General features: G+C 71.1%; 24 protein-coding genes and 1 pseudogene. 9 read left to right on the plus strand and 16 right to left on the minus strand.

Annotated elements, in window-relative coordinates:
• Positions 1-167: 167 nt before the first annotated feature.
• The 5 genes from ACIBHY_RS10685 (at position 168) to ACIBHY_RS10705 (ending at position 4,112) form a co-directional block, all read left to right on the plus strand.
• On the plus strand, positions 168-872 hold the full coding sequence (locus tag ACIBHY_RS10685; protein ID WP_397249198.1) for a TetR/AcrR family transcriptional regulator: 705 nt from the start codon (positions 168-170) through the stop codon (positions 870-872).
• Positions 865-1,764, plus strand: a complete 900-nt coding sequence (locus ACIBHY_RS10690) for an ATP-binding cassette domain-containing protein (RefSeq protein WP_397249196.1) — start codon at positions 865-867, stop codon at positions 1,762-1,764. The genes ACIBHY_RS10685 and ACIBHY_RS10690 overlap by 8 nt, the downstream gene beginning before the upstream one ends.
• Positions 1,761-3,359, plus strand: coding sequence for an ABC transporter permease (locus ACIBHY_RS10695; RefSeq protein WP_397306556.1), 1,599 nt, complete (start codon positions 1,761-1,763; stop codon positions 3,357-3,359). Before ACIBHY_RS10690 ends, ACIBHY_RS10695 begins: the two co-directional genes overlap by 4 nt.
• Positions 3,360-3,367: 8 nt before the next feature.
• Positions 3,368-3,826 (plus strand): hypothetical protein, encoded by a 459-nt coding sequence (locus tag ACIBHY_RS10700; protein WP_397306557.1) that lies wholly within the window; start codon positions 3,368-3,370, stop codon positions 3,824-3,826.
• Between the two features lie 106 nt (positions 3,827-3,932).
• On the plus strand, positions 3,933-4,112 hold the full coding sequence (locus ACIBHY_RS10705) for a cytochrome P450 (RefSeq protein WP_397306558.1): 180 nt from the start codon (positions 3,933-3,935) through the stop codon (positions 4,110-4,112).
• Here ACIBHY_RS10705 and ACIBHY_RS10710 read toward each other — a convergent pair whose 3' ends face one another.
• Entirely contained in the window at positions 4,113-5,069 is a 957-nt protein-coding gene (locus ACIBHY_RS10710) for a hypothetical protein (RefSeq protein ID WP_397306559.1), read from the minus strand.
• Positions 5,070-5,271: 202 nt separating this feature from the next.
• On the opposite strand from ACIBHY_RS10710, the gene ACIBHY_RS10715 reads away from it, so the two are divergent.
• Positions 5,272-5,532, plus strand: coding sequence for a peptidase inhibitor family I36 protein (locus tag ACIBHY_RS10715; protein ID WP_397306560.1), 261 nt, complete (start codon positions 5,272-5,274; stop codon positions 5,530-5,532).
• An 89-nt stretch (positions 5,533-5,621) separates the two neighbouring features.
• Positions 5,622-6,086 carry a hypothetical protein gene (locus ACIBHY_RS10720; RefSeq protein WP_397306561.1) on the plus strand — a complete coding sequence of 155 codons (465 nt, stop codon included), beginning with the start codon at positions 5,622-5,624 and terminating at the stop codon, positions 6,084-6,086.
• A 70-nt stretch (positions 6,087-6,156) separates the two neighbouring features.
• On the opposite strand, the gene ACIBHY_RS10725 is transcribed toward ACIBHY_RS10720, so the two are convergent.
• From ACIBHY_RS10725 to ACIBHY_RS10735, 3 genes are read right to left on the minus strand one after another with little or no spacing between them, the layout of a single operon-like run.
• Positions 6,157-6,429: an SUKH-4 family immunity protein gene (locus tag ACIBHY_RS10725; protein ID WP_397306581.1), complete on the minus strand. Its 273-nt coding sequence runs from the start codon at positions 6,427-6,429 to the stop codon at positions 6,157-6,159.
• On the minus strand, positions 6,324-6,665 hold the full coding sequence (locus tag ACIBHY_RS10730; RefSeq protein ID WP_397306562.1) for a hypothetical protein: 342 nt from the start codon (positions 6,663-6,665) through the stop codon (positions 6,324-6,326). Before ACIBHY_RS10730 ends, ACIBHY_RS10725 begins: the two co-directional genes overlap by 106 nt.
• Before the next feature lie 13 nt (positions 6,666-6,678).
• Positions 6,679-7,110, minus strand: a complete 432-nt coding sequence (locus ACIBHY_RS10735; RefSeq protein ID WP_397306563.1) for a hypothetical protein — start codon at positions 7,108-7,110, stop codon at positions 6,679-6,681.
• On the opposite strand from ACIBHY_RS10735, the gene ACIBHY_RS10740 reads away from it, so the two are divergent.
• A complete protein-coding gene (locus ACIBHY_RS10740) occupies positions 7,084-7,602 on the plus strand; it encodes an SDR family NAD(P)-dependent oxidoreductase (protein ID WP_397306564.1) in 519 nt (172 codons plus the stop codon). The genes ACIBHY_RS10735 and ACIBHY_RS10740 overlap by 27 nt on opposite strands.
• A 155-nt stretch (positions 7,603-7,757) precedes the next feature.
• Here the strand turns inward: ACIBHY_RS10740 and ACIBHY_RS10745 are convergent, their stop codons facing one another.
• The 9 genes and pseudogenes from ACIBHY_RS10745 to ACIBHY_RS10785 form a co-directional block, all read right to left on the minus strand.
• The gene (locus ACIBHY_RS10745) at positions 7,758-8,132 is read right to left on the minus strand and encodes a YbaB/EbfC family nucleoid-associated protein (protein ID WP_397306565.1); all 375 of its coding nucleotides are present in this window, start codon (positions 8,130-8,132) and stop codon (positions 7,758-7,760) included.
• A gap of 2 nt (positions 8,133-8,134) precedes the next feature.
• On the minus strand, positions 8,135-8,518 hold the full coding sequence (locus tag ACIBHY_RS10750) for a YbaB/EbfC family nucleoid-associated protein (protein ID WP_397249176.1): 384 nt from the start codon (positions 8,516-8,518) through the stop codon (positions 8,135-8,137).
• Positions 8,515-9,345 carry a hypothetical protein gene (locus tag ACIBHY_RS10755; protein ID WP_397306566.1) on the minus strand — a complete coding sequence of 277 codons (831 nt, stop codon included), beginning with the start codon at positions 9,343-9,345 and terminating at the stop codon, positions 8,515-8,517. Before ACIBHY_RS10755 ends, ACIBHY_RS10750 begins: the two co-directional genes overlap by 4 nt.
• Positions 9,342-9,665 (minus strand): hypothetical protein, encoded by a 324-nt coding sequence (locus ACIBHY_RS10760; RefSeq protein ID WP_397306567.1) that lies wholly within the window; start codon positions 9,663-9,665, stop codon positions 9,342-9,344. The genes ACIBHY_RS10755 and ACIBHY_RS10760 overlap by 4 nt, the downstream gene beginning before the upstream one ends.
• 443 nt (positions 9,666-10,108) lie before the next feature.
• A complete protein-coding gene (locus tag ACIBHY_RS10765; RefSeq protein WP_397249170.1) occupies positions 10,109-10,612 on the minus strand; it encodes a helix-turn-helix transcriptional regulator in 504 nt (167 codons plus the stop codon).
• 50 nt (positions 10,613-10,662) lie between these two features.
• Positions 10,663-10,866: pseudogene (locus tag ACIBHY_RS10770) on the minus strand (hypothetical protein); the annotation flags it as partial.
• 157 nt (positions 10,867-11,023) lie between these two features.
• Positions 11,024-11,923, minus strand: coding sequence for a LysR family transcriptional regulator (locus tag ACIBHY_RS10775; protein WP_397306568.1), 900 nt, complete (start codon positions 11,921-11,923; stop codon positions 11,024-11,026).
• A complete protein-coding gene (locus tag ACIBHY_RS10780; protein WP_397306569.1) occupies positions 11,920-12,615 on the minus strand; it encodes a hypothetical protein in 696 nt (231 codons plus the stop codon). Before ACIBHY_RS10780 ends, ACIBHY_RS10775 begins: the two co-directional genes overlap by 4 nt.
• A gap of 143 nt (positions 12,616-12,758) precedes the next feature.
• Positions 12,759-13,757 (minus strand): helix-turn-helix transcriptional regulator, encoded by a 999-nt coding sequence (locus ACIBHY_RS10785; protein ID WP_397306570.1) that lies wholly within the window; start codon positions 13,755-13,757, stop codon positions 12,759-12,761.
• A 95-nt stretch (positions 13,758-13,852) separates the two neighbouring features.
• Here ACIBHY_RS10785 and ACIBHY_RS10790 point away from each other — a divergent pair, with 95 nt between their 5' ends.
• Positions 13,853-15,097 (plus strand): FAD-dependent oxidoreductase, encoded by a 1,245-nt coding sequence (locus ACIBHY_RS10790; protein ID WP_397306571.1) that lies wholly within the window; start codon positions 13,853-13,855, stop codon positions 15,095-15,097.
• A 91-nt stretch (positions 15,098-15,188) separates the two neighbouring features.
• Here the strand turns inward: ACIBHY_RS10790 and ACIBHY_RS10795 are convergent, their stop codons facing one another.
• From ACIBHY_RS10795 to ACIBHY_RS10805, 3 genes are all read right to left on the minus strand, one after another.
• On the minus strand, positions 15,189-16,400 hold the full coding sequence (locus tag ACIBHY_RS10795; protein WP_397249160.1) for a PucR family transcriptional regulator: 1,212 nt from the start codon (positions 16,398-16,400) through the stop codon (positions 15,189-15,191).
• A gap of 103 nt (positions 16,401-16,503) precedes the next feature.
• Positions 16,504-17,283 carry a maleylpyruvate isomerase family mycothiol-dependent enzyme gene (locus ACIBHY_RS10800; protein WP_397306572.1) on the minus strand — a complete coding sequence of 260 codons (780 nt, stop codon included), beginning with the start codon at positions 17,281-17,283 and terminating at the stop codon, positions 16,504-16,506.
• Between the two features lie 61 nt (positions 17,284-17,344).
• A complete protein-coding gene (locus ACIBHY_RS10805; RefSeq protein WP_397249156.1) occupies positions 17,345-18,097 on the minus strand; it encodes an IclR family transcriptional regulator in 753 nt (250 codons plus the stop codon).
• Positions 18,098-18,265: the final 168 nt, after the last annotated feature.

Here is an 18,265-nt window from a genome sequence, read left to right on the forward strand (position 1 = left end):
TTGACAGTGTACGCGCCGGCAATCACGCGGGTACCTCCACGGCCGCGGCGAACGCGCGCTCGGCCACCCTGAACGTCCCATTGGCCCCCCTGCTGCCACTATACACGTGTGTAGTATGCTTTCTCGCCATATAGTAATCTGTATGGCGGAATAGGGGATCAGTGGACATGGCCACACCCGCACCCGGCTCGGAAGACCTGACCGCCCGCGCCAGAATCAGGGACGCGGCCCTGCGGCACTTCGGCGAGCACGGGTTCGAGCGCACCACCCTCAAGGAGATCGCCGGCACCGCAGGCGTGTCAGCAGGGCTGGTCCGCCACCACTTCGGCTCCAAACAGGCACTGCGCGAGGAGTGCGACGCCTACCTCGCCAAGATGCTCCGCAGGCTCAACGACCAGGTCAGGGCCGCTGACATGAGCGCCGCCGACGTCAACTACGTCGCGCTCGGCCGCGCGGTCCTGGGGCCCTACCAGCCGTACCTGGCACGCGCCCTGACCGAGGGCCGGGCGGCCCCCGTCTTCGATGGCATGGTCGAGATGGGCGAGCAATGGCTGGCCGAATCCGAACGTGACCGCCTCGACCCGCCGCTCGCCGACCGCCGGGTCCGCGCGGCGCTCGGGGTGGCGATGGCGCTGGCCGTACCGATTCTGCACCGGCAGTTGTCGCGCAACATCGGCATCGACATCTTCAGCCCCGAAGGCGACGACCTGCTCGCCCGCGCCCTGCTCGACATCCGCTCGCACCCCATGCTCACCCCGGAGCAGGCCGCCGCCGCCGTCGACGCCCTCGACAGGCATCGCGGCAACCCGCCCCCGCGTGAGCGCGTGGCCGCACTCCGATCCCACGACGATGAGGAGGAAGACGATGACTGACGCCGTCATGGTGGCCGGGCTGGTCAAGACGTTCGGCTCCACCCGGGCGCTGGACGGCCTCGACCTCGTCGTCCGCGCCGGCGAGGTGCACGGCTTCCTCGGGCCGAACGGCGCGGGCAAGAGCACCACGATCCGGATCCTGCTGGGGCTGGTCCGGGCGGACGCCGGTCACATCGGGCTCCTGGGCGGCGACCCCTGGACCGAGGCGACGACGCTGCACCGCCGGCTGGCGTACGTGCCCGGTGACGTCACGCTCTGGCCCCACCTGTCCGGCGGCGAGGTCATCGACCTGCTCGGCGAGCTGCGCGGCGGCCTCGACCCCAAGCGCCGCGGTGAGCTGATCGAACGCTTCGACCTCGACCCGCGCAAGAAGTGCCGCGCCTACTCCAAAGGCAACCGGCAGAAGGTCGCCCTCGTCGCCGCGCTGGCCGGTGACGCCCAGCTGCTCATCCTCGACGAACCCACCTCCGGTCTGGACCCGCTCATGGAGGAGGTCTTCCGCGAAGCCGTACGGGAGGAGAAGGCCCGTGGCGACCGCACCGTGCTGCTGTCGAGCCACATCCTGAGCGAGGTCGAGACCCTGTGCGACCGCGTGACCATCATCCGCGACGGTCGCACGGTCGACACCGGCACGCTGGCCGGCCTGCGGCACCTGACCCGCACCAGCATCCAGGCCGAGCTGGCCGGGCCGCCGGACGGGCTCGCCGTCCTGCCCGGCGTGCACAACCTGCGCGTCGACGGCGCCCACGTCGCCTTCGAGGTCGACGCGCCCGCGCTGGACACCGCGCTGCGCCACCTCACCCGGGCGGGCGTGCGCGGCCTGGTCAGCCGGCCGCCCACACTGGAGGAACTGTTCCTGCGGCACTACGACAGGACCGGAGCCCACAGGTGAGCGCGCTGACCGGCACCGGCCGGCTCACCCGCCTGGCGCTGCGCCGCGAACGGGCCATCGCCCCCTGGTGGGTGCTGCTCATCGTGGCCCTGGCCCTGATCATGGTCAACTACATCACCACCCGCATGGGCACCCACGCGCTCAAGGTCGAATACACCGAGACCATCAGCCGCAACGCCTTCCTGTACGCGCTCGGCGGCGGCACCGTCGAACCCCGGCTGGAAGTGCTCGCCACCTGGCGCAGCGGCGGATTCCTGTATGTGTTCAGCGCGTTCGCCGCCGTCATGTCCGTCATCCGGCACACCCGCGGGGAAGAGGACGGCGGGCGCGCAGAACTGGTCGGCTCGGCCGCGGTCGGCCGCCGCGCCCCGCTGACCGCCGCCATCCTGGTGGCGGCGGGTGTCAGCGCGGCCTGCGGGCTCGCCGTCGCCGTCGTGCTCATCGGGATCGGGTTCGAGCCGGTCGGCTCGCTCGCCTACGCGGCCGCCGTCGCGGCGGCCGGCTGGGTGTTCGGCGGCATCGCCGCCGTCGCCGCGCAGCTCGCGCGCAACGCCCGGACCGCCACCATGATCGGCCTGTCCGTCCTGGCCGTGTCGTACGTGATGCGCTACGCGGGCGACGCCACAGGACAGCACTACATGATCAGCCTGTCACCGATCGGGTGGAGCCACCTGGTGCGGCCGTACCAGGACGAAAGGTGGTGGATGCTCGGCTTGTCGATCCTGGCCGGCATCGCGCTCCTGGCGGTCGCCTACCGGCTGCGCGACCGGCGCGACCTGGGCGCCGGCATCCTGCCCGAACGCCTCGGGCCCGCCGGTACCACACGCCTGCGCGGGCCGATCAGCATCGCCTGGCGGCTGCACCGTTCGCTGCTCGTGGCGTGGGCGGCCGGGGTCGCCTTCTTCGCCGCCGCCGGCGCGGGGCTGAGCCCCTTCGTCCGGGACCTGCTCGCGCGGCCGAGCGTCGTCACCGACGGCATCATCACGATGCTCGGCATGCCGGCCGCGGCCATCGGCGGCTACTCCTGGTACCTGATCCTCATCCTGGCCTACGTCGTCGCGCTGTACCCGGTGCTCATGACCCTGCGGCTGCGTGAGGAGGAGACGTCGGGGCGGGCGGAAGCCGTCCAGGCCACGCCGCTGACCCGGCTGCGATGGGCGGGCGGGCACCTGGTCGTGGCCGGATTCGGCACCGCGGCGCTGATGGCGGTGGCCGGCCTCGTCTTCGGCACGCTCTTCTCCGTGCTCGTGGGCGATCTGTCCACCGACCTGCCCAGGTTCCTGACGGGCTCGCTGAGCATGGTGCCGGCGGCGTGGTGCGTCGGGGCGGTCTGCGTGCTCGCCTACGGCCTGCTTCCCCGGGCGGGCACCGCGATCTGCTGGATCGCCTGGATCCTGACCGCCGCGTCCGGCCAGGTCGTCGGGCCCCTGTACGGGCTATGGGGCGGCAGCCCGCTGGAGCCGTTCCACTACATCCCCAACCCCTTCGGCGGGCAGCCGTTCAACGTGGGTCCCCAAGCCGCCCTGCTCATCATCACGGCGATTCTGCTGTACGGCGGGTTGCTCACCCTGCGCCGCCGAGACTTCGGACAGTGAGGTTGACCATGGCCGAAGTCGCCAAGAAGTACGACATCCCGCACCACCTCTTCTGGCTCCACGGCCCGATCACCCAACCGCCGGTCGAGTACGACCCCGCGACCGAGTCGTGGAACATCCACGGTTACCAGGAGGCGTTGGACATCTTCGGTGACCCGGTGGCGTTCTCCTCCGACACCATTCGGCTCATCCCCGAGGAGCTCACCTCCGAGGGGACGGTCCACCTGGACGGCTTCATCACCCACATGGACCCACCCGGGCACGGCAAGCTGCGCAAGCTCGCCGGCAGTGCGTTCACCCGCAAGGTCATCGCCGACCTCGAACCCAGAATCGCCGCGAACGCGGCCGGCTGGAACTCGTGGCCGATCTGGCCTGTCCGCTGCCGGTCGTCGTCATCGCCGAACTCCTCGGCGTGCCCGCGAGCGACCGCGAACTGTTCAAGCGCTGGGCGGACATGCTGTTCCTGAACAACAACCCGTCCTCCTACAAGGACGTCAGCGACGCACGCAAGGCCATCTCCTGCCAGTTTCCCGCCGACGTCCTGGCCTCGGGGGCCGTGCCACCAACCCGCACGTGGCCTTCGGACGTGGCAGCCACTTCTGCCCGGGGGCGCCACTGGCCCGGCTTGAGGGGAGGATCGTGCTGAACCTCCTGTTCGATCGCTACGATGACCTGCGCGTCGACACGGACCAGGGCGTGGAGTTCCTGGACACGTCGATCATGACCGGCGTCGGGCGCCTGCCGCTCGCCTGACTAGCGGCTTGATCGCTCACGCCGGGCCAGCAGGGGGAGGGCGGCGAGCTGAACCAGGGCGGCGGCGCCGAGGATGCCGCCGGTGACCGCCTCCCTCCAGCCGGGCAGGTGCTCGGTGAAGCCCGACTGCTCGTTCGAGTACATCTGCAGGTTGCCCAGCGCCACGAGCGGCAGCGTGAACACAAAGGCGGCGGTGAGGACGCCGACGACCAGCATGGAGCGCGGGCGAACGCCGTTCCTGTACACGAGGATCCCGTGGGCGGCGAGCCCGGCGGCGGGTACGGCGGCGACCGCCGTCACCTGCACCATGAGGCGCAGCGCGTAGTCGGCCTCCCAGAAGGATCCGGGCGGAGCGGTGGCACGGGCGATCCGGTCGGAGGCGAAGTTGGCCGCCGCGAAGGCCAGGACGAACGCCGACGGCAGCAGCAGGAGCCACGTGCTCCGGGAAGCGGATGGAACGTGCGCCTGCCGGCGCAGGAGGCCGCGTACCGCGACAATCTGGGCGATCGCCGCGGCGAGGAGGACGCCGCCGAGCAGCGGCCGGTACCAGGGCGGCGAGAGCGCGCCCATGTCGAAGGGCATCGTGGAGTATCCGCCCGACGGGTCGGGGAACTCCTCGTCGTAGCCGGTCACCGGATTCAGGGCGAACACGGCCATCATCGCGACCAGGTAGGTGGCGCACAGGAAGCCCGCCCCGAGCGCGAGCCCGGCAGGGCGGCCGCCCAAACCCAGCTCGACCAGGGCGAACAGGAGCGCGGCCACGACGAAGACGCCCGCGAGCAGAGCGACACGCCCCTGGGCGAACGGGAGGTACGCGGCGATCGCCCGCGGCACCACGTGCTCGTTCGCGTCGATGGGAGCGCCGGGAAGGCGATCCATCACCTCGCGGACGGCGAGGACGTTGATGACCACCACGGCGAAGGCGAACGGCAGCGGAAACCATGTCGATTTGCCCATGGCTGTTTGATGATCAGACATGGCGATCGGTTCCCTTCATCGGAGTTCATGGCCCAGATTCTCGGGCCACAGGCCAGCTTCGCGGCGGCCAAGGGGCTTGACCGGTGTGCGGGGAATTCGAGGATTCCGTGCAACGATCTTCCGGTGATTCCCGGGCGCGAATTGCTTTGTGAAGCGTCCGCAAGCAAGGAAGGGAATGCGCGTGAAACGCAAAGCCGCAATTGTTGCCGGCGCTCTCTCGCTCGGCCTCGCGGGGTTCGCGGGATTCGGTCCTGCCGCCCAAGCTGCCGACAAGCCGACCGCTCAGGCCGTGGAGGAAGCGCTCGTCGAAGTCGTCGACACTTCCCGCGTGTCCGCCCAGTCCGCATGCACCAACAACCGGCTGTGTCTGTATGAGCACGACAACTTCACCGGTCGCTATTACCTGCAGATCATCCTCACGGCAGTCAGGACAAGGACCTGACGAACAACGGTTTCGACAACAAGACCACCTCGCTCCTGCTGTGACTCCCGCGGGACCACGAATGCCCACCCGAACGTAGGAGATGAGCCATGTCGTTCCGGCGATGGGGCGCGGCCCTCGTCCTGCTCCTCGCCGGTACGGCCTCGGCGTGCTCGGACCCACCGGCGAAGATCACTATCCCCGAACCCGGCGCGCAGGCGCGGCGGCTCACGTTGCCCTTCGACGCCTACAACTTCAGCCCTGCCGAGCTCATGACGCTGGACGTCGCCGAGGATCTTCTCGTCCGTGACTGCATGAAGAGCCGGGCCTGGTCTGGCGGGGCGCTGCCCGGCCCCGCCGACAGCGAGAGCGCCCCGCCGCATCGCCGCCGTACGTGCGTGAGGCCGCCAAGAAGTGCCTCGGCCAGGCCCGCGATCACCTCGGTGCCGGAGCCGCGAAAGCCGACGCGGCCGTCTTCAACAAGACCATCTTCGCCACCTTCGAGGCCTCCCAGCGACGAGCGGGTCACCCGCGCGTTCGGCGCGTGGAGCGGCCGTCAAGGACCGGCAGCTTGAGGCTGCCCGCCGCGTCCTCGCCCGGTGGACGCCGAACACGGCCGGGAAGACACCGGCCCCGCATCGGTGACTACGTCAGCAGGGTGTAGTCGAGCAGGGTCGCCGGCCAGAGCCGGTCGTCGCCCGCCATGGCCTGTGGCTCGTAGGTGTGCAGTTCCAGCGCGAGGTCCTCGGCGCACCAGTACGCGGCGTCGGACGGCGCGCCCTCGTAACACCACAACCTGCGCTCCCGGTCGATCACATAGGCGAAGTACGCGTACGACTCGATGCCCCAGTGGGCCGGCCGAGCCTCCTCCAGCCCCTCGTCGACGTCATAGACCAGGCCGGTGCGGCCGTCCAGCAGGAGGCGCGTGTGCCGTCGCCGCCGTGCTCGTCGGCGAGGTCGCGCAGGTGCTCGAAGAACACGCGCTGCGCCTTCCGCATCACCCGGACCTGGTCGCTCAGCGACTCGGCCGCGGGGTCCGCGCCCAGCTCGGCGACCACCCCGTCAAGGAGGTCCAGCCGGAGGCCGGGCCAGACCAGGCCGACGGCGCGGAAGGCATCGAACAGGTCCTTGGGGAGATGGGTGGGAAGCTTCATGATCTCGGTGACCCTAGCGCACGGCGCCGGGAGCCAGGACGGAGCGAGCCGCCTTGCGGGCGGTCTCGGGAAGGGAACCGTGCCCGGCGCCACTGTTCAGGTGAATGGCGGCGGCACCGAGGACCGCGCCGATCGCGGCACCGGCCAGCGCGGCGGCCTCCACCTGGTCGAGTTGCCCGGAAAACGCCTCATGGAGGGTGCGGGCCCAGATCGCGTGTACGTCGGCGACGCGGAGCAGCGCCCGGGCCCGCAGAGCCGGTTCGGTGGAGATCAGGCGGGCTCGCACCGGGACGAGTTCGCTGTCCGGTTCCAGGCTCCAGACCGGCGCGGCGAGCATGCGGTCCACGGCCTGAAGCAGGGCCTGCCGGGGCGTGGCCGCGTGGGACGGGTCGGTGAGGACCTCCCGGAGGAGATCGTGGTGGGCGGTGGTGTCGTCGAAGAGCACGGCCTCCTTGTCGGGGAAGTAGTTGAAGAACGTGGCACCGGACTGGTCGCCGCCGTCGGCTACATGTACTCCACCTCCAAGTACGCGGTCGTGGGACTGTCGGAGTCACTCGGCAACCAGCTGCGGGCCGCCAAGAGCCCCGTCGGGGTGACGGTGCTGTGCCCCGGCGCCGTCGCCACCGGAATCGCGGAGAGCACGCGCAAGGCGTTCGCCGGCCCGGCCGGGGGCCTGTCCACGGCCCGGGACCGGGTGGAACGGCTCGCCCCGAAGGTCGAGGCCACCCTCGCCAGGTACGGCGTGACCCCCGGCCATGTCGGCGACCTCGTGGTGGAGGCCATCCGCGAGGACCGGCCCTACGTGCACACCGACCGCGCGGGGATCGACCTCATCAAGGCGCGCACTCAGGCGTTGCTGGACGCCATGCCCGCGGCCGGCGGCCAGGACGGCGACTTCGCGGACTTCCGCGCGTCGATCCGGGCCGAGGACCACTAAAGGGCCCCGCCGGTAGAGGACGACCCGGCCGAGGGCATGGATGCCGGCGTTGCCGGCGGCGGTGCGCCAGATCAGGGCGTACCGGAGGGTGGGCGCCGGCCTCACCACCACCGTCGAAGCCGAGTTCTGCCCGGCCCGGTGAACCGGTGGGACGCTCAGGGTGTCCGGCCGTGCGCGCGGGCCTCGAAGTCGCGTTGGGCATCGCCGCGCAGGCTGCCGAGGTGGTGTCCGGCCGCCGCGTCGAGTTCGGCCGACATCGCGGCCTTGGCCTGGGCTGCCATCTCTTCGGCCGCGTGTACGGCCGCGACCACCGCGTCCGCCAGGGTGACGCCGTCGTGCCTGCGCCTGCTCAGCGCGCTGATGTCGAGCGACAGCAGCGATCCCACCGCGTCCACCGTCGCCACGACGCCTCCGTCCGCGGAGGTGGCGGTGAAGGTCCGCGCGCTCCAGCTCTCGACGATGGGGTCGATCTTCGCGGAGGCGGCCGCGAGCTGCTCGGCGGACGTCCGTGGTTCCCACATCTCGTCCATGTTCACTCCTGGCGCAGCACGGCGTCGAAGTACGGTTGCAGCACGTCCTGTCCGGCCGATGACCGGCCACCGGACAGGGCGGTCATCGCCTTCTCCAGTCCCTCTCCCATCGCCGCGCGGGCGGCGAGGATGGCCTGGAGAACGGCCGGGCCCAGGTCGGCGTGGCCGAGGTCGCGCATCGCCCTGGGGTCGATGGTCACGCGGAGCAGGCGTCCCGTGCCGGAGACCGTGGCCGCCACCAGGCCGGTGTCGTCGACGCCGGTCAGTCGCTCTTCGGCGAGTTCGCGGAGCGCGCCGGCGAACGCGTCGACCCATCCTTCGAAGTCGCGGATGAGCCCGGCGAGGTCGCCGTCTCTGCCTTCCTGGAAGGCGTTGCCGTGGGTCATTTCGGCTCCGCCTCGGAGGCGGGCCGCCAGTGCCGAGGGTCCTCGATGTCCGGGTGCACGCTGAGGTCCCGGGCTCCCATGCCGGGCCGGCCCGCGTTGTAGAAGATGCCGCGTACTTCGTGGAGCTTGAGTTCGAGATCCATGAGGGTGCTCTCGTGTGTGTTGTAGACGTCGGCGAACTGCTTGAGCAGGGTGCCGGCCGCGGTGAGGAAGAGGCCGGTCTGCGTCATCAGGGCGACCCTGCCGACCGGATGGCCGCTCATGGCTATCAGCGCCTTGAAGACCGGCGCGGAGGTGGCCCACAGCGCGCCGACCGACGCGTCGTACTCGTACACCTCCTTGTATTGGCTGTTCATGGCTTCGGTCATGTCCTTGGCGAGGCTGCCGAGCTGGTCGAACATGCCGATCAGCTTGAACCTGAGGTACTGCTGGAACGTCTCGACCGCGTGGCCCGTCCAGTTGCCGGAGATCTCGCTGAAGTAGGTGATCCACACGTCCCAGGCGCTGCCCTTGAGGGTGCCGTGCAGTTCCTTCCACGTTTCCCGGCGGTCGCGGTAGAGGTAGGGATTGCCGAGGTTCAGGACCGTTGCCACGACCAGCGCCCCTCCCGCCGCGCCGGCGCCGGACATCGCCAGCCCGAGCCGGATCGGCTGGTTGTGATTGCGGACCTGGGTGACCAGATTCTTGAAGAATCCGGGGTCACTGCGCTGCCCGACGGAGACGGTCCGCAGGATCTTGCCGTCGGGGCCGTACACGTGCACCTGGCGTGGGCCGGGCGGAGACGGCTCGCCGGGGACGATCAGGCTGGAGGGAGGGGGAGGCGTCATGGGGTCGTCTTCCAGGGATCGCTCTGCTCGATGGTGGCCACGGTCCGCTCGTTGGTGGCGCGATAGTTCCGGGCGACCTTCATCAGCTTGTGGCCGTCCTCTTTCAGCACCTCGCGCAGGATTCCCGCGCAGTCCGCCCAAGAGTCGGCGATGGTGTTCAGCCTGTTGACGAACATCAGCCCGATCATCGGGACACCGGCCACGGGCGCGAGCTGCCACCCCTCGAACCTGGGGGTGGCACTCTGGATGACGCCGACCACGTCGGCCGAGGAGTTCATCACCTCGGCGAACGACACGATCGAGTCGCTACGGAACCCCACACCGCCCTTGTCCCGCGCGGGCTCGGCCGCCTCGCGCCCCGCGGCTTCCGGAGCGTAGCCATCACGCAGGCTCGGCGGGAGGCACCCAGAGGACGGGCACTTCGGAGTGTGCGGGCATGAGCTGATCCCGGCGGACGGTGCGTCTGCCCAGGGACTCGACGACACCTCCGGATCTGTCTGCTCTGCAACGGAGTCGTCGGACAATCTGCTCACCTTTCTGGACCGGGCGGGCCGCCGGTCACGGTCATCGCGGGCACACCACACCCGCGGGTCTCACGGCCGGAGCGGCAGCGGGACCGGCGGGGCTCAGCCTGGATATCAACCGCCGCCACGGCCGGGAAGATCCGCGCACGGATCGCACAGAAATCTCGCACGGCACGGGCGTGGTCGGGCACCCGCCGCGGCCGCCGCGCGGTTTCGATGGGGTACGGCGGGCGGGAGTTCTACGCGGTCCGACCGGGTGGCGCCGGCAGGGAGCGGCGGTAGGCGCGGGGGGTGATTCCGAAGGCGCGGCGGAAGGCGTGGGTGAAGGCGGACGGGCTGGCGAACCCACAGCGCAGGGCGATCGCGTGGATGGGCCGGCCGGAGTGGGCCAGGTCGGCGCGGCAGCGTTCCAGGCGGCGGCGCCGTATCAGCGCGGCGACACCCTCCTCCCGGCTGCCGAACAGGGCGTAGAGGGTGCGCAGGGAGATGTGGTGGTGGGCGGCGATGGATCGGGGTGCCAGACGGGGGTCGGTGAGCTGGTGGCCGATGAAGGTGTCCATGCGGCGCAGCAGTACCTGCTGCCGGGTTTCCGGCGGTAGCAGGTCGGAGGCGCTGAGGCGCTGGGCGAGCAGCCCGGAGGCGAGGTCCAGCGCCGTCTGCTCCAGCGCGGGTAGCTCGTGCGGGGCGCATTCGGCGGCGTGGATGTGCAGACAGGTGAGGAACTGACGGAACGGGTGTCCCACAGGACCACGTCCCCGGCCTCCAGCCGGATGGCGGCACGGCCCTGGGAGAGGACGAAGCTGCCATGGGTGACCAGCCCCAGGAGGTAGTGCTCCGCATCACCGCGGCGGATCAGCCGCATGGTCCGCCAGAGTTGGTGGCCCGCGGCGACGTGCCGGGAAAGGCTGACCTGTCCCAGGCTGAGCATGGCCGAGTGGACGCGGAACGTCGCGGGGTCGGTGACCGCCAGGTCGTAAGGGACCACGGACCGGGACACGAGATCCCGCTACCACTCCACCCGCTCCCCGGCCGCCACCTCGTCCGTGGAACCCCGCAACCACACGACGAATCCTCCTCCTGTCATACGGACGATGCCTGAAAAGGGGGCGAACGGGCTCTGCTCTCGAACCGGGACAGGCCGAGGAGAACCCGGCTCAAGCCCGATGCGCTGAGGACTCAGGCGACACGGGCCGAGGTGCCAGGGGGACGGCAGCCAGCTCGGCGAAGGCGCCCGCGGTGGGGAGCGGGTCGGCGGGCAGGGCCAGAAGGACGGTGCGTCCAGCCGGCGGGTCCAGCGGGACAGCGTGCACGCCGGGACTATGGGCGGGAAGGGACAGCTCGGGAATGATGCTCACGCCGAGCCCCTCGGCGACCATGGCCAGGATGCTGTTGGTGTCGCGTACCCGGTAGTGGCAGCGCAGGCTGACCTCTGCCGCCTGGGCGACCTTCGTGATCAGGGGCTCGCAACCGCCCGTGGACATGATGAACGGGCGCCGGGCCAGCTCGGCCATCGTCACGGAGTCGCGGACGGCCAGGTCGTGGCCGCTGGGGAGGATGGCCAGCATGCGGTCTGTGGCCAGCGTCCGCGTCGTCGTTCCGGCGGGCAACGGGATCCCGGCCGAGACCGTCACGACGTCCGCCGCGCCCGTTTCCAGCCATTCCAGCACCTCGTGGTCCGAGCCCTCCATGACGGTGAGCCGCACCCGCGGGCAGGCGTCTTCGAAGCGGCGCAGGATCGGCGGCAGCAGGCGGACGTTGGCGCTGGGGATGGTGCCGACGCGCAGGCTGCCGCTCTCGCGTACCCCGGCGACCTCCTGCTCCAGCGCCTCCACCTGAGTGAGGATGAGCGTGGCGCGGCGGCACACGGCCCGACCGGTCGCCGTAAGGCTCACCCCGTGGTTGCCGCGCACCAGCAGGGCGACGCCGAGCTCGCTCTCCAGGGTACGCAGGGCGTGGCTGACCGCGGACTGAGTGATGGCCAGTTCCTCGGCGGCGCGCGTCATGTTGCCGGTACGCGCGACCGCCTGCAGAATCCTGAGCTGGGTGAAGGTCACAGTGCCGCCCGCAGCAGGCCGACGACCAGCGGGTGCGGCGCGTCAGGACGCGAGCGGGCCTGCGGCACGAACAGCGTCGCCACGTAGTAGGGGTGGCCGGGGATCTCCAGCACGCGGGCCTCGCCGCCGGCGTCCACGCCGGTGACGGAGAAGCCGCCGTCGTGCAGAGTCCGCTGGCGCGCGGGGTCGAGGCCGAAGTCGCAGTAGTACCGCTCCTCGGCCTCGGTCCGCCCGTAGCAGCCGGCCACCCGGGAGCCTGGGCTCAGGGTGACGGGCATGGTCTTGCCCACCAGCGAGCAGGCCAGCGACGAGACGAAGAGCGTGGAGGCGTAGGGGTCGTACTCGGCGTGCTGGGCATCCTCGTAGCCGAGTTCGTGGCGGGCGTACTCGATGATCATGTGCTGGCAGCCGCCGCAGGTGCCGAGGGTGGGCACGTCGTGCTGCCGGCCGTACCGGAGCGCTTCGAGGGCGCCACGCAGACTCCGGTACGGGCTGCCGGGCGCGCACCACAGCACGTCGGCTGCCCTGACCTCGGCGAGGTCGGATTCGAGCGGTCGCGTGTCGAGCCAGCGCACGTCCACGCCGACGCCGAGGTACGCGGCCGCGTGCGCCAGGGCGCCGTCGGTGGCCTGGTGCGGGGGGAAGGCCGGGTCGCGGTCGCCGATGACCGCGACCCGCAGAGTTCGGTCCATGACCCTCATGGTGCCGGTGTCCCGCTCTGAGCACCAATGCGGGACCACTTGTGGGTCATGAACGATCGCTCATGTCTGGCGGGAGTAGTTCTCGGGACTCCCGCATCGCTGCGCGCGGATTCGCGGTAAGGGCCGCACGGGTGTCAATCGCCGGCCGCTGCGGCACGCCATCTGCGTACGAGCCGGCGGCAGGCCTGTCGCAGCTCGGCGGGTGTCACCTCATCCAGATCGGTGTCGAAGGTGGCGAGGATGCCGGCGACACCCGCCCACGACCACGCTCCGATCGTGAGGCGGCAGTGATCGGGGCCGAGGTGTTCGACCACCGATCCGCCCGGCGCCCAGCGTGCGACGGTTTCGGCGGGCAGGTTCAGGCGGGCGGTCCCGGTGCACGGCCACGTGGCGGGGGTGTCGCCGCGGTCGTGGCTGGTCATGACGAAGCGCGCGACGTCGCCGCCGGGGAGCTCTCTGGGCGGGAAGGGAACACCGGTGGGGGAGCGCAGGTGCAGGCGGTCGAGGCGGCGAACCCGCCAGCTGGCGTCGGCGAGGTCGTAGGCGACGAGGTACCACCGCCCGGCCCAGAGCACCAGGTGGTGGGGCTCGATCCGGCGGGCGGGGGAGAAGCCGTCCTCGCCCGGGGCCGGGCGGGTGCCGTCGGCCCTCACCGTGTCGACGATCAGGACGTGGCGGTGGCGTACCGCGATTCCGGCGGCCTTGAGCCGTTCGGAGCCAATGGGGTCGGCCGGGAACTCCCAATAGTTCTGCAGGCTGGTCAGGTTCAGTGACTCCATGGCCGTTCTGAGCCTGGCCGGCATGATGCGTTTCAGCGCGTCCAGCGCCCGCTCGGCGTCCTCGCCGAGCCCGAAGACGCTGCTGGGCGCGGTCTGCAGGGCCACCGTGATCGCGAGCGCCTGCTCGTCGACGAGCAGCAACGGCGGCAGGGCGTGCCCGGCGCCCAGGCGGTATCCGCCGGCCGGGCCGTGGACGGTGGTGACCGGGTAGTCGAGTTCGCGCAGGGTCTCGATGTCGCGGCGTACCGTGCGCTCGCTGACGTCCAGCCGCGCGGCGAGCTCACCCAGCGACCAGCATCGAGCCGTCGTGAGCAGCGACAGCAGCCGCAGCGCACGTCGTGAGGTTTCGGCCATGAGATCCATCCTGCACCAGTAGTGGACATTCGATGTCCACTACCGATGGCACTGTCTCCGTCGACACCTGTTCGGACAAGCAGCAAAGGAGAAGGATGCGCATCATCGTCATCGGGGGCGGAATCGGCGGATTGGCGCTGGCCGCGGGTCTACGCCGGCACGGGTTCGACGTGGCGGTCTTCGAGCGTGACACCGACGTCACGGCAACAGGGGGCTACCACATCACCCTCGACGGCCGGGCCCAGGCGGCCCTGCGCCGGCTCGTACCGCCGGAGATCATCGAACGACTGCTGGCCTCGTCATCGGCGCTCCGGCTCCGCGACCCGGACGCGTTCTGGGACTGGCAGGGACGCGTCCTGGGCCACGGGCCGCGGCTGGCCGACAGCCCGAGCGTGGACATCGACCGCATCACGCTGCGGACCCTGCTGGCCGACGCGGTCGGCGACGATCTTCATTTGGGGCAGACCGTCACCGGCATCGGGCACGCCGACGACGGTACGCCGCAGGTCGTCCTCGCGGACGGGACCACGCGGCAGTGCGACCTGCTGGTGGGCGCGGACGGCGCCCATTCGCTGGTCGCCAGGCACCTCGCCGGAGGCCCCACGAACAGGCCCGTCGGGATCATCGGCTTCTCCGGCAGGACGTCGGCCGGGGACCTGAGCCCGCCGGAGCGGAAGCGGCTCGGGCCGCGGTCGGGGATGGTGATCGCGCCTCGCGGCGCGGCCCTGTACGTCGGCTTCCTCGACCCGGTGGGCAATGCCGTACTCGATGCCCCTCACCTGCGCGCCTCGGTCACGAACGGCCCCACCTACATCTGGGGCGCGATGTTTCCCGAGTCCGCCGAGACCGGCTCGGTACGCGGTCTGCGCGGAGACGAGCTGCGTGACGCCTTGCTGGCCAGGTTCCGCCGCCACGGGTGGGGCGAGGGTCCGCTGGAGGTCATCGCCAAGGCCGACGCGGACAGCATCGCCGCGTTCCGGTTCAACGCCGCCTCGACACGGGCCCAGGATCTCGCTCCCTGGCCCGCCGGGCCTGTCACCGCCTTGGGCGACGCGGTTCACGCCACGCCGCCGACCGCCGGCATGGGGGCGGGCGCCGCGATCCGCGATGCCGCCGACCTGTTCACGCACGTGTGCGAGGTCTCCGCCGGGACCAGCACCCTCTCCGTGGCGATCAGCCGGTTCGAGGCGGACATGAGGGTCCGCGGCGCGGAGATCCTCGGCCTGGCCATGCGGACGGTCCGCTGGATCCTGGCCACCGACACTCCGGTGGGCGCCGCCGTCACCGCGGCGGCGACCCCCGTGCTCGCGGCGGCCGGCCGGCTCAGGCGCCTGCGCTGAACGCCCCCTGAAGGGGAACACGCGAACAAGGAATCGGGGCTCTGCGTGAAGGAGGGCGAGACCTCCTGACCCGGGCACGCTCGCACGGCGCTCATCTCAGAGAGGTCAACCTGGCGATCTTGAGCCCCAGGTGAAGGGTGAGCCGGTCGTCCCCGCTGGACAGGTCGACGGAGGCGATCTCCTCGATCCTGCGCAGCCTGTAGTAGAGGCTGGCCCGGTGGATGCACAGGCTCGCCGCGGTGCGCTTGATGTCGCCGGCGTGGTCGAGGAACGTCTCCAGCGTGGTGACCAGCGCCTCGTGACCGGCGTCGTGGTCGAGCAACCGGCGCAGGCCGGGGTGAAGGCTGTGGCCGAGGCGGTCGGCGGGCAGTTCGGCCAGCAGCCCGTAGACGCCGAGCCCGGAGTGGGGGACGACGGGGCCGAGGACGCGGATGATCCGGGCCACGTCGGCGGCCTGCCTGGCCTCGGTGTAGGAACGGTACGCGCCGGTCAGGCCCGGCTGATCCGCGCCGATGCCGATCCAGCATTCCTGCGGGGTCCGGCCGCTCTCGGCGGCCAGGCGCTGGTGGAGCGCGGCGGCGAGGTCGTCGATCTCGGCCCTGGCGGGGACGGGCTGGACGAGGATCAGGATGCCGTGGTCGGGGCGTTGCAGAGGGATGGTCGTGCGCGGGGGCAGGCGGCGCCGTGCGTGGTCGAGGCCGGCCGCCAGGGCGAGCCTGTCCCGTTCGCCGAGCGGCCGGCCCTGGTCATGCGTGATCGTCGCCACCAGCGCGCGCACCGGGCCGGCCGTGATCAGTTCCTCCTCGATCAGCCGTTGCGCCGCGTCGTCGCGCAGCCGCGGGTCGGCCGAGATCAGGTCGCGTACCAGCTCGCGTTCGCGGCCACGGCTGACCTCGCCGATCAGGTATTCCCGGTGGAGCGTGAGCGCGGCGCTCTCGGCGGCCTGCCGTACGGCGGCGAGATCTTTGTCCTTGACGGGACCGTCCGACTGCAGCAGCCAGAGAAAGCCCAGAAGTGCCTGCTCGTGGCGGACGGCCATGCCGACGCGAGCCACGTCGAGCCCGAGTTCGGGCCTCGCCGGCACGGTGAACACGTCGTGGGCCGCCAGCGCGCCGCTGGCATGGACGTAGGCCACCAGCTCGGGGGAGACGCGCCGGCGCATGATCGACTCGACGCGGGCGGAGTCGACCTCGCCGGTGTGCGCGGTGTAGGCGAGCAGGTGGATGCTCACGTCGTCGAGCGCCACCGACCGGCTCAGGCGGGCGCCGAGGCTGTCGACCAGTCGCTGGAGCTCCGATGCCATGGGCACCAGGCTACGCGGGCCTCATGCCCGGCTCCCGCATGAGGAAGGCCGGATGCCTGCTCGGGGGCAGGTGCAGGGTGGACGGGTCGCGTCCGGGTGGGGGTCAGCCGTTGGCGACCCAGTCCATGTGCTCGATCCAGTGGTCGAGCAGCGCCCGGTCCCCGTGCACGTCCAGCGCGGGAGCCGCGTCCAGGGGGCGGCGCCTGCTGATCACGAGCAGGAGGTCGGCGGCTGGGCCGCGTACCGCGACGTCCGCCTTGGTGTGCGCGCGCTCCAGCACGACCCTGTCCGGTTCCCGGCGGGCCACCCACTCCCCGGGCGCGTCGGTCGCGTGGAAGTGAAGGGTCTGACCGCTCCCGCGCATCGCGTCGGCGAAGCCGGGCCGGTTCTCCCAGTAGCCGCGGGACGTCAGCGTCTCCAGCCAGTCCTCGAGGGCCGCGACGGCGAACTCCGGCGCCAGCTCGTACGGCAGGCCGAGCGCCGCGGCCGCGTCCGCGCGATGCACGCAAACCTCGCCCAGGAGCCGGCGGGACCAGAACGGCACACCCGCGGCGGCGCCCGAGGGATCCCACACCGGCGTGTCGTCGGCGACCGATGCGAACGCCTGGCTCGCCTCGGCCGCGCCGTCGCTCAGCCAGGCGCGCCACTGGCCTGAGTCGGCCGGACCCGGAACGTAGCCGGCGAACGCCTTGCTCGGCTCGGTCATCCGCTCGCCCACGAGCATGGTGACCATACGCTGCACTCCGCCGACGTGGTCGACCAGCTCGGTCAGCGTCCACTCCGGGCAGGTCGGCACCGGGGCCGCCGCGTCCCCGCCGTGCACCCAGTCGGCGAACGTGCTCGTCTGCTCGACGACGGCCTTCAGATACGCGGGCGTGTCCATCGCCGCACCTCCAAGTACGTTGTGGTGTTCATGGAGCGGATAGGGCGCCATCGGCGCGGAGTCAGGTGATCTCGGCGAGAAGTTTGGGGACGGCCGCCTGGAGCTGGGCGGCGATGGACTCGACGGCGTCGGCCCCGATGCGTCCCTCCGGTCCCGAGACCGAGATCGCCGAGAGCGTCGGCGCCCCGGTGACCGGCACGGCCAGGCAGCGGACGCCAGGCTCCTGCTCCGCGTCGTCCACGCAGTAACCGCGCTGCCTGATCTCGGCGAGTTCGACCATGAGCAGGTCGGGGTCGGTGATGGTGTTGGGGGTCTGGGCCGGCATGCCGGCGCGTTCGACGAGGGCGCGGGCGTCCTCGGGCGGGAGCTGGGCGAGCAGGGCCTTGCCCACTCCGGTGCAGTGGAGGTAGACGCGCCGGCCGACCTCGGTGAACATGCGGACGGAGTGGGTGGAGGGCACCTGGGCGACGTAGACGGCGCGGTCGCCGTCCATGACCGCCATGTTGGCCGTCTCGCCGACCGCGGCGACGAGGTCGGTCAGGACCGGCCGGGCCCAGGTGGCGAACATGCTGGAGGCGCTCTCACCGAGCCGGATCAGCCGGGGCCCCAGCGCGTAGCCGCGTGAGGGGAGCTGGCGGACGTAGCCGGACCCCACGAGGGTCCTGATGATCCGGTGGATGGTCGGCAGCGGCAGGCCCGAGAGCGTGGACAGGCGGCTGAGCTGCAGCTCTCCACCCGCTTCCGCCATCAGCTCCAGTATCGCGAAAGCCCGTTCCAGCGATTGCACGCCGTTGGCCGAGCGTGGTGCCGACATGTCCACAGTCTCCGGAGGCAGGTGGCGTTTTCTACCATACGGAAGAGTACATCCTCCGCGGGGCCACCATGCGTCAGGACCAGCTGGGCGCGAGGAAGATCAGCCAGGTGAGCAGGGGTGCGATGACGATCATGCTGAATCCCCAGCGCATGAGGCCGCGGAAGACGT

This window comes from Nonomuraea sp. NPDC050547 (assembly GCF_044457345.1).
Taxonomy (GTDB): Bacteria; Actinomycetota; Actinomycetes; order Streptosporangiales; family Streptosporangiaceae; genus Nonomuraea.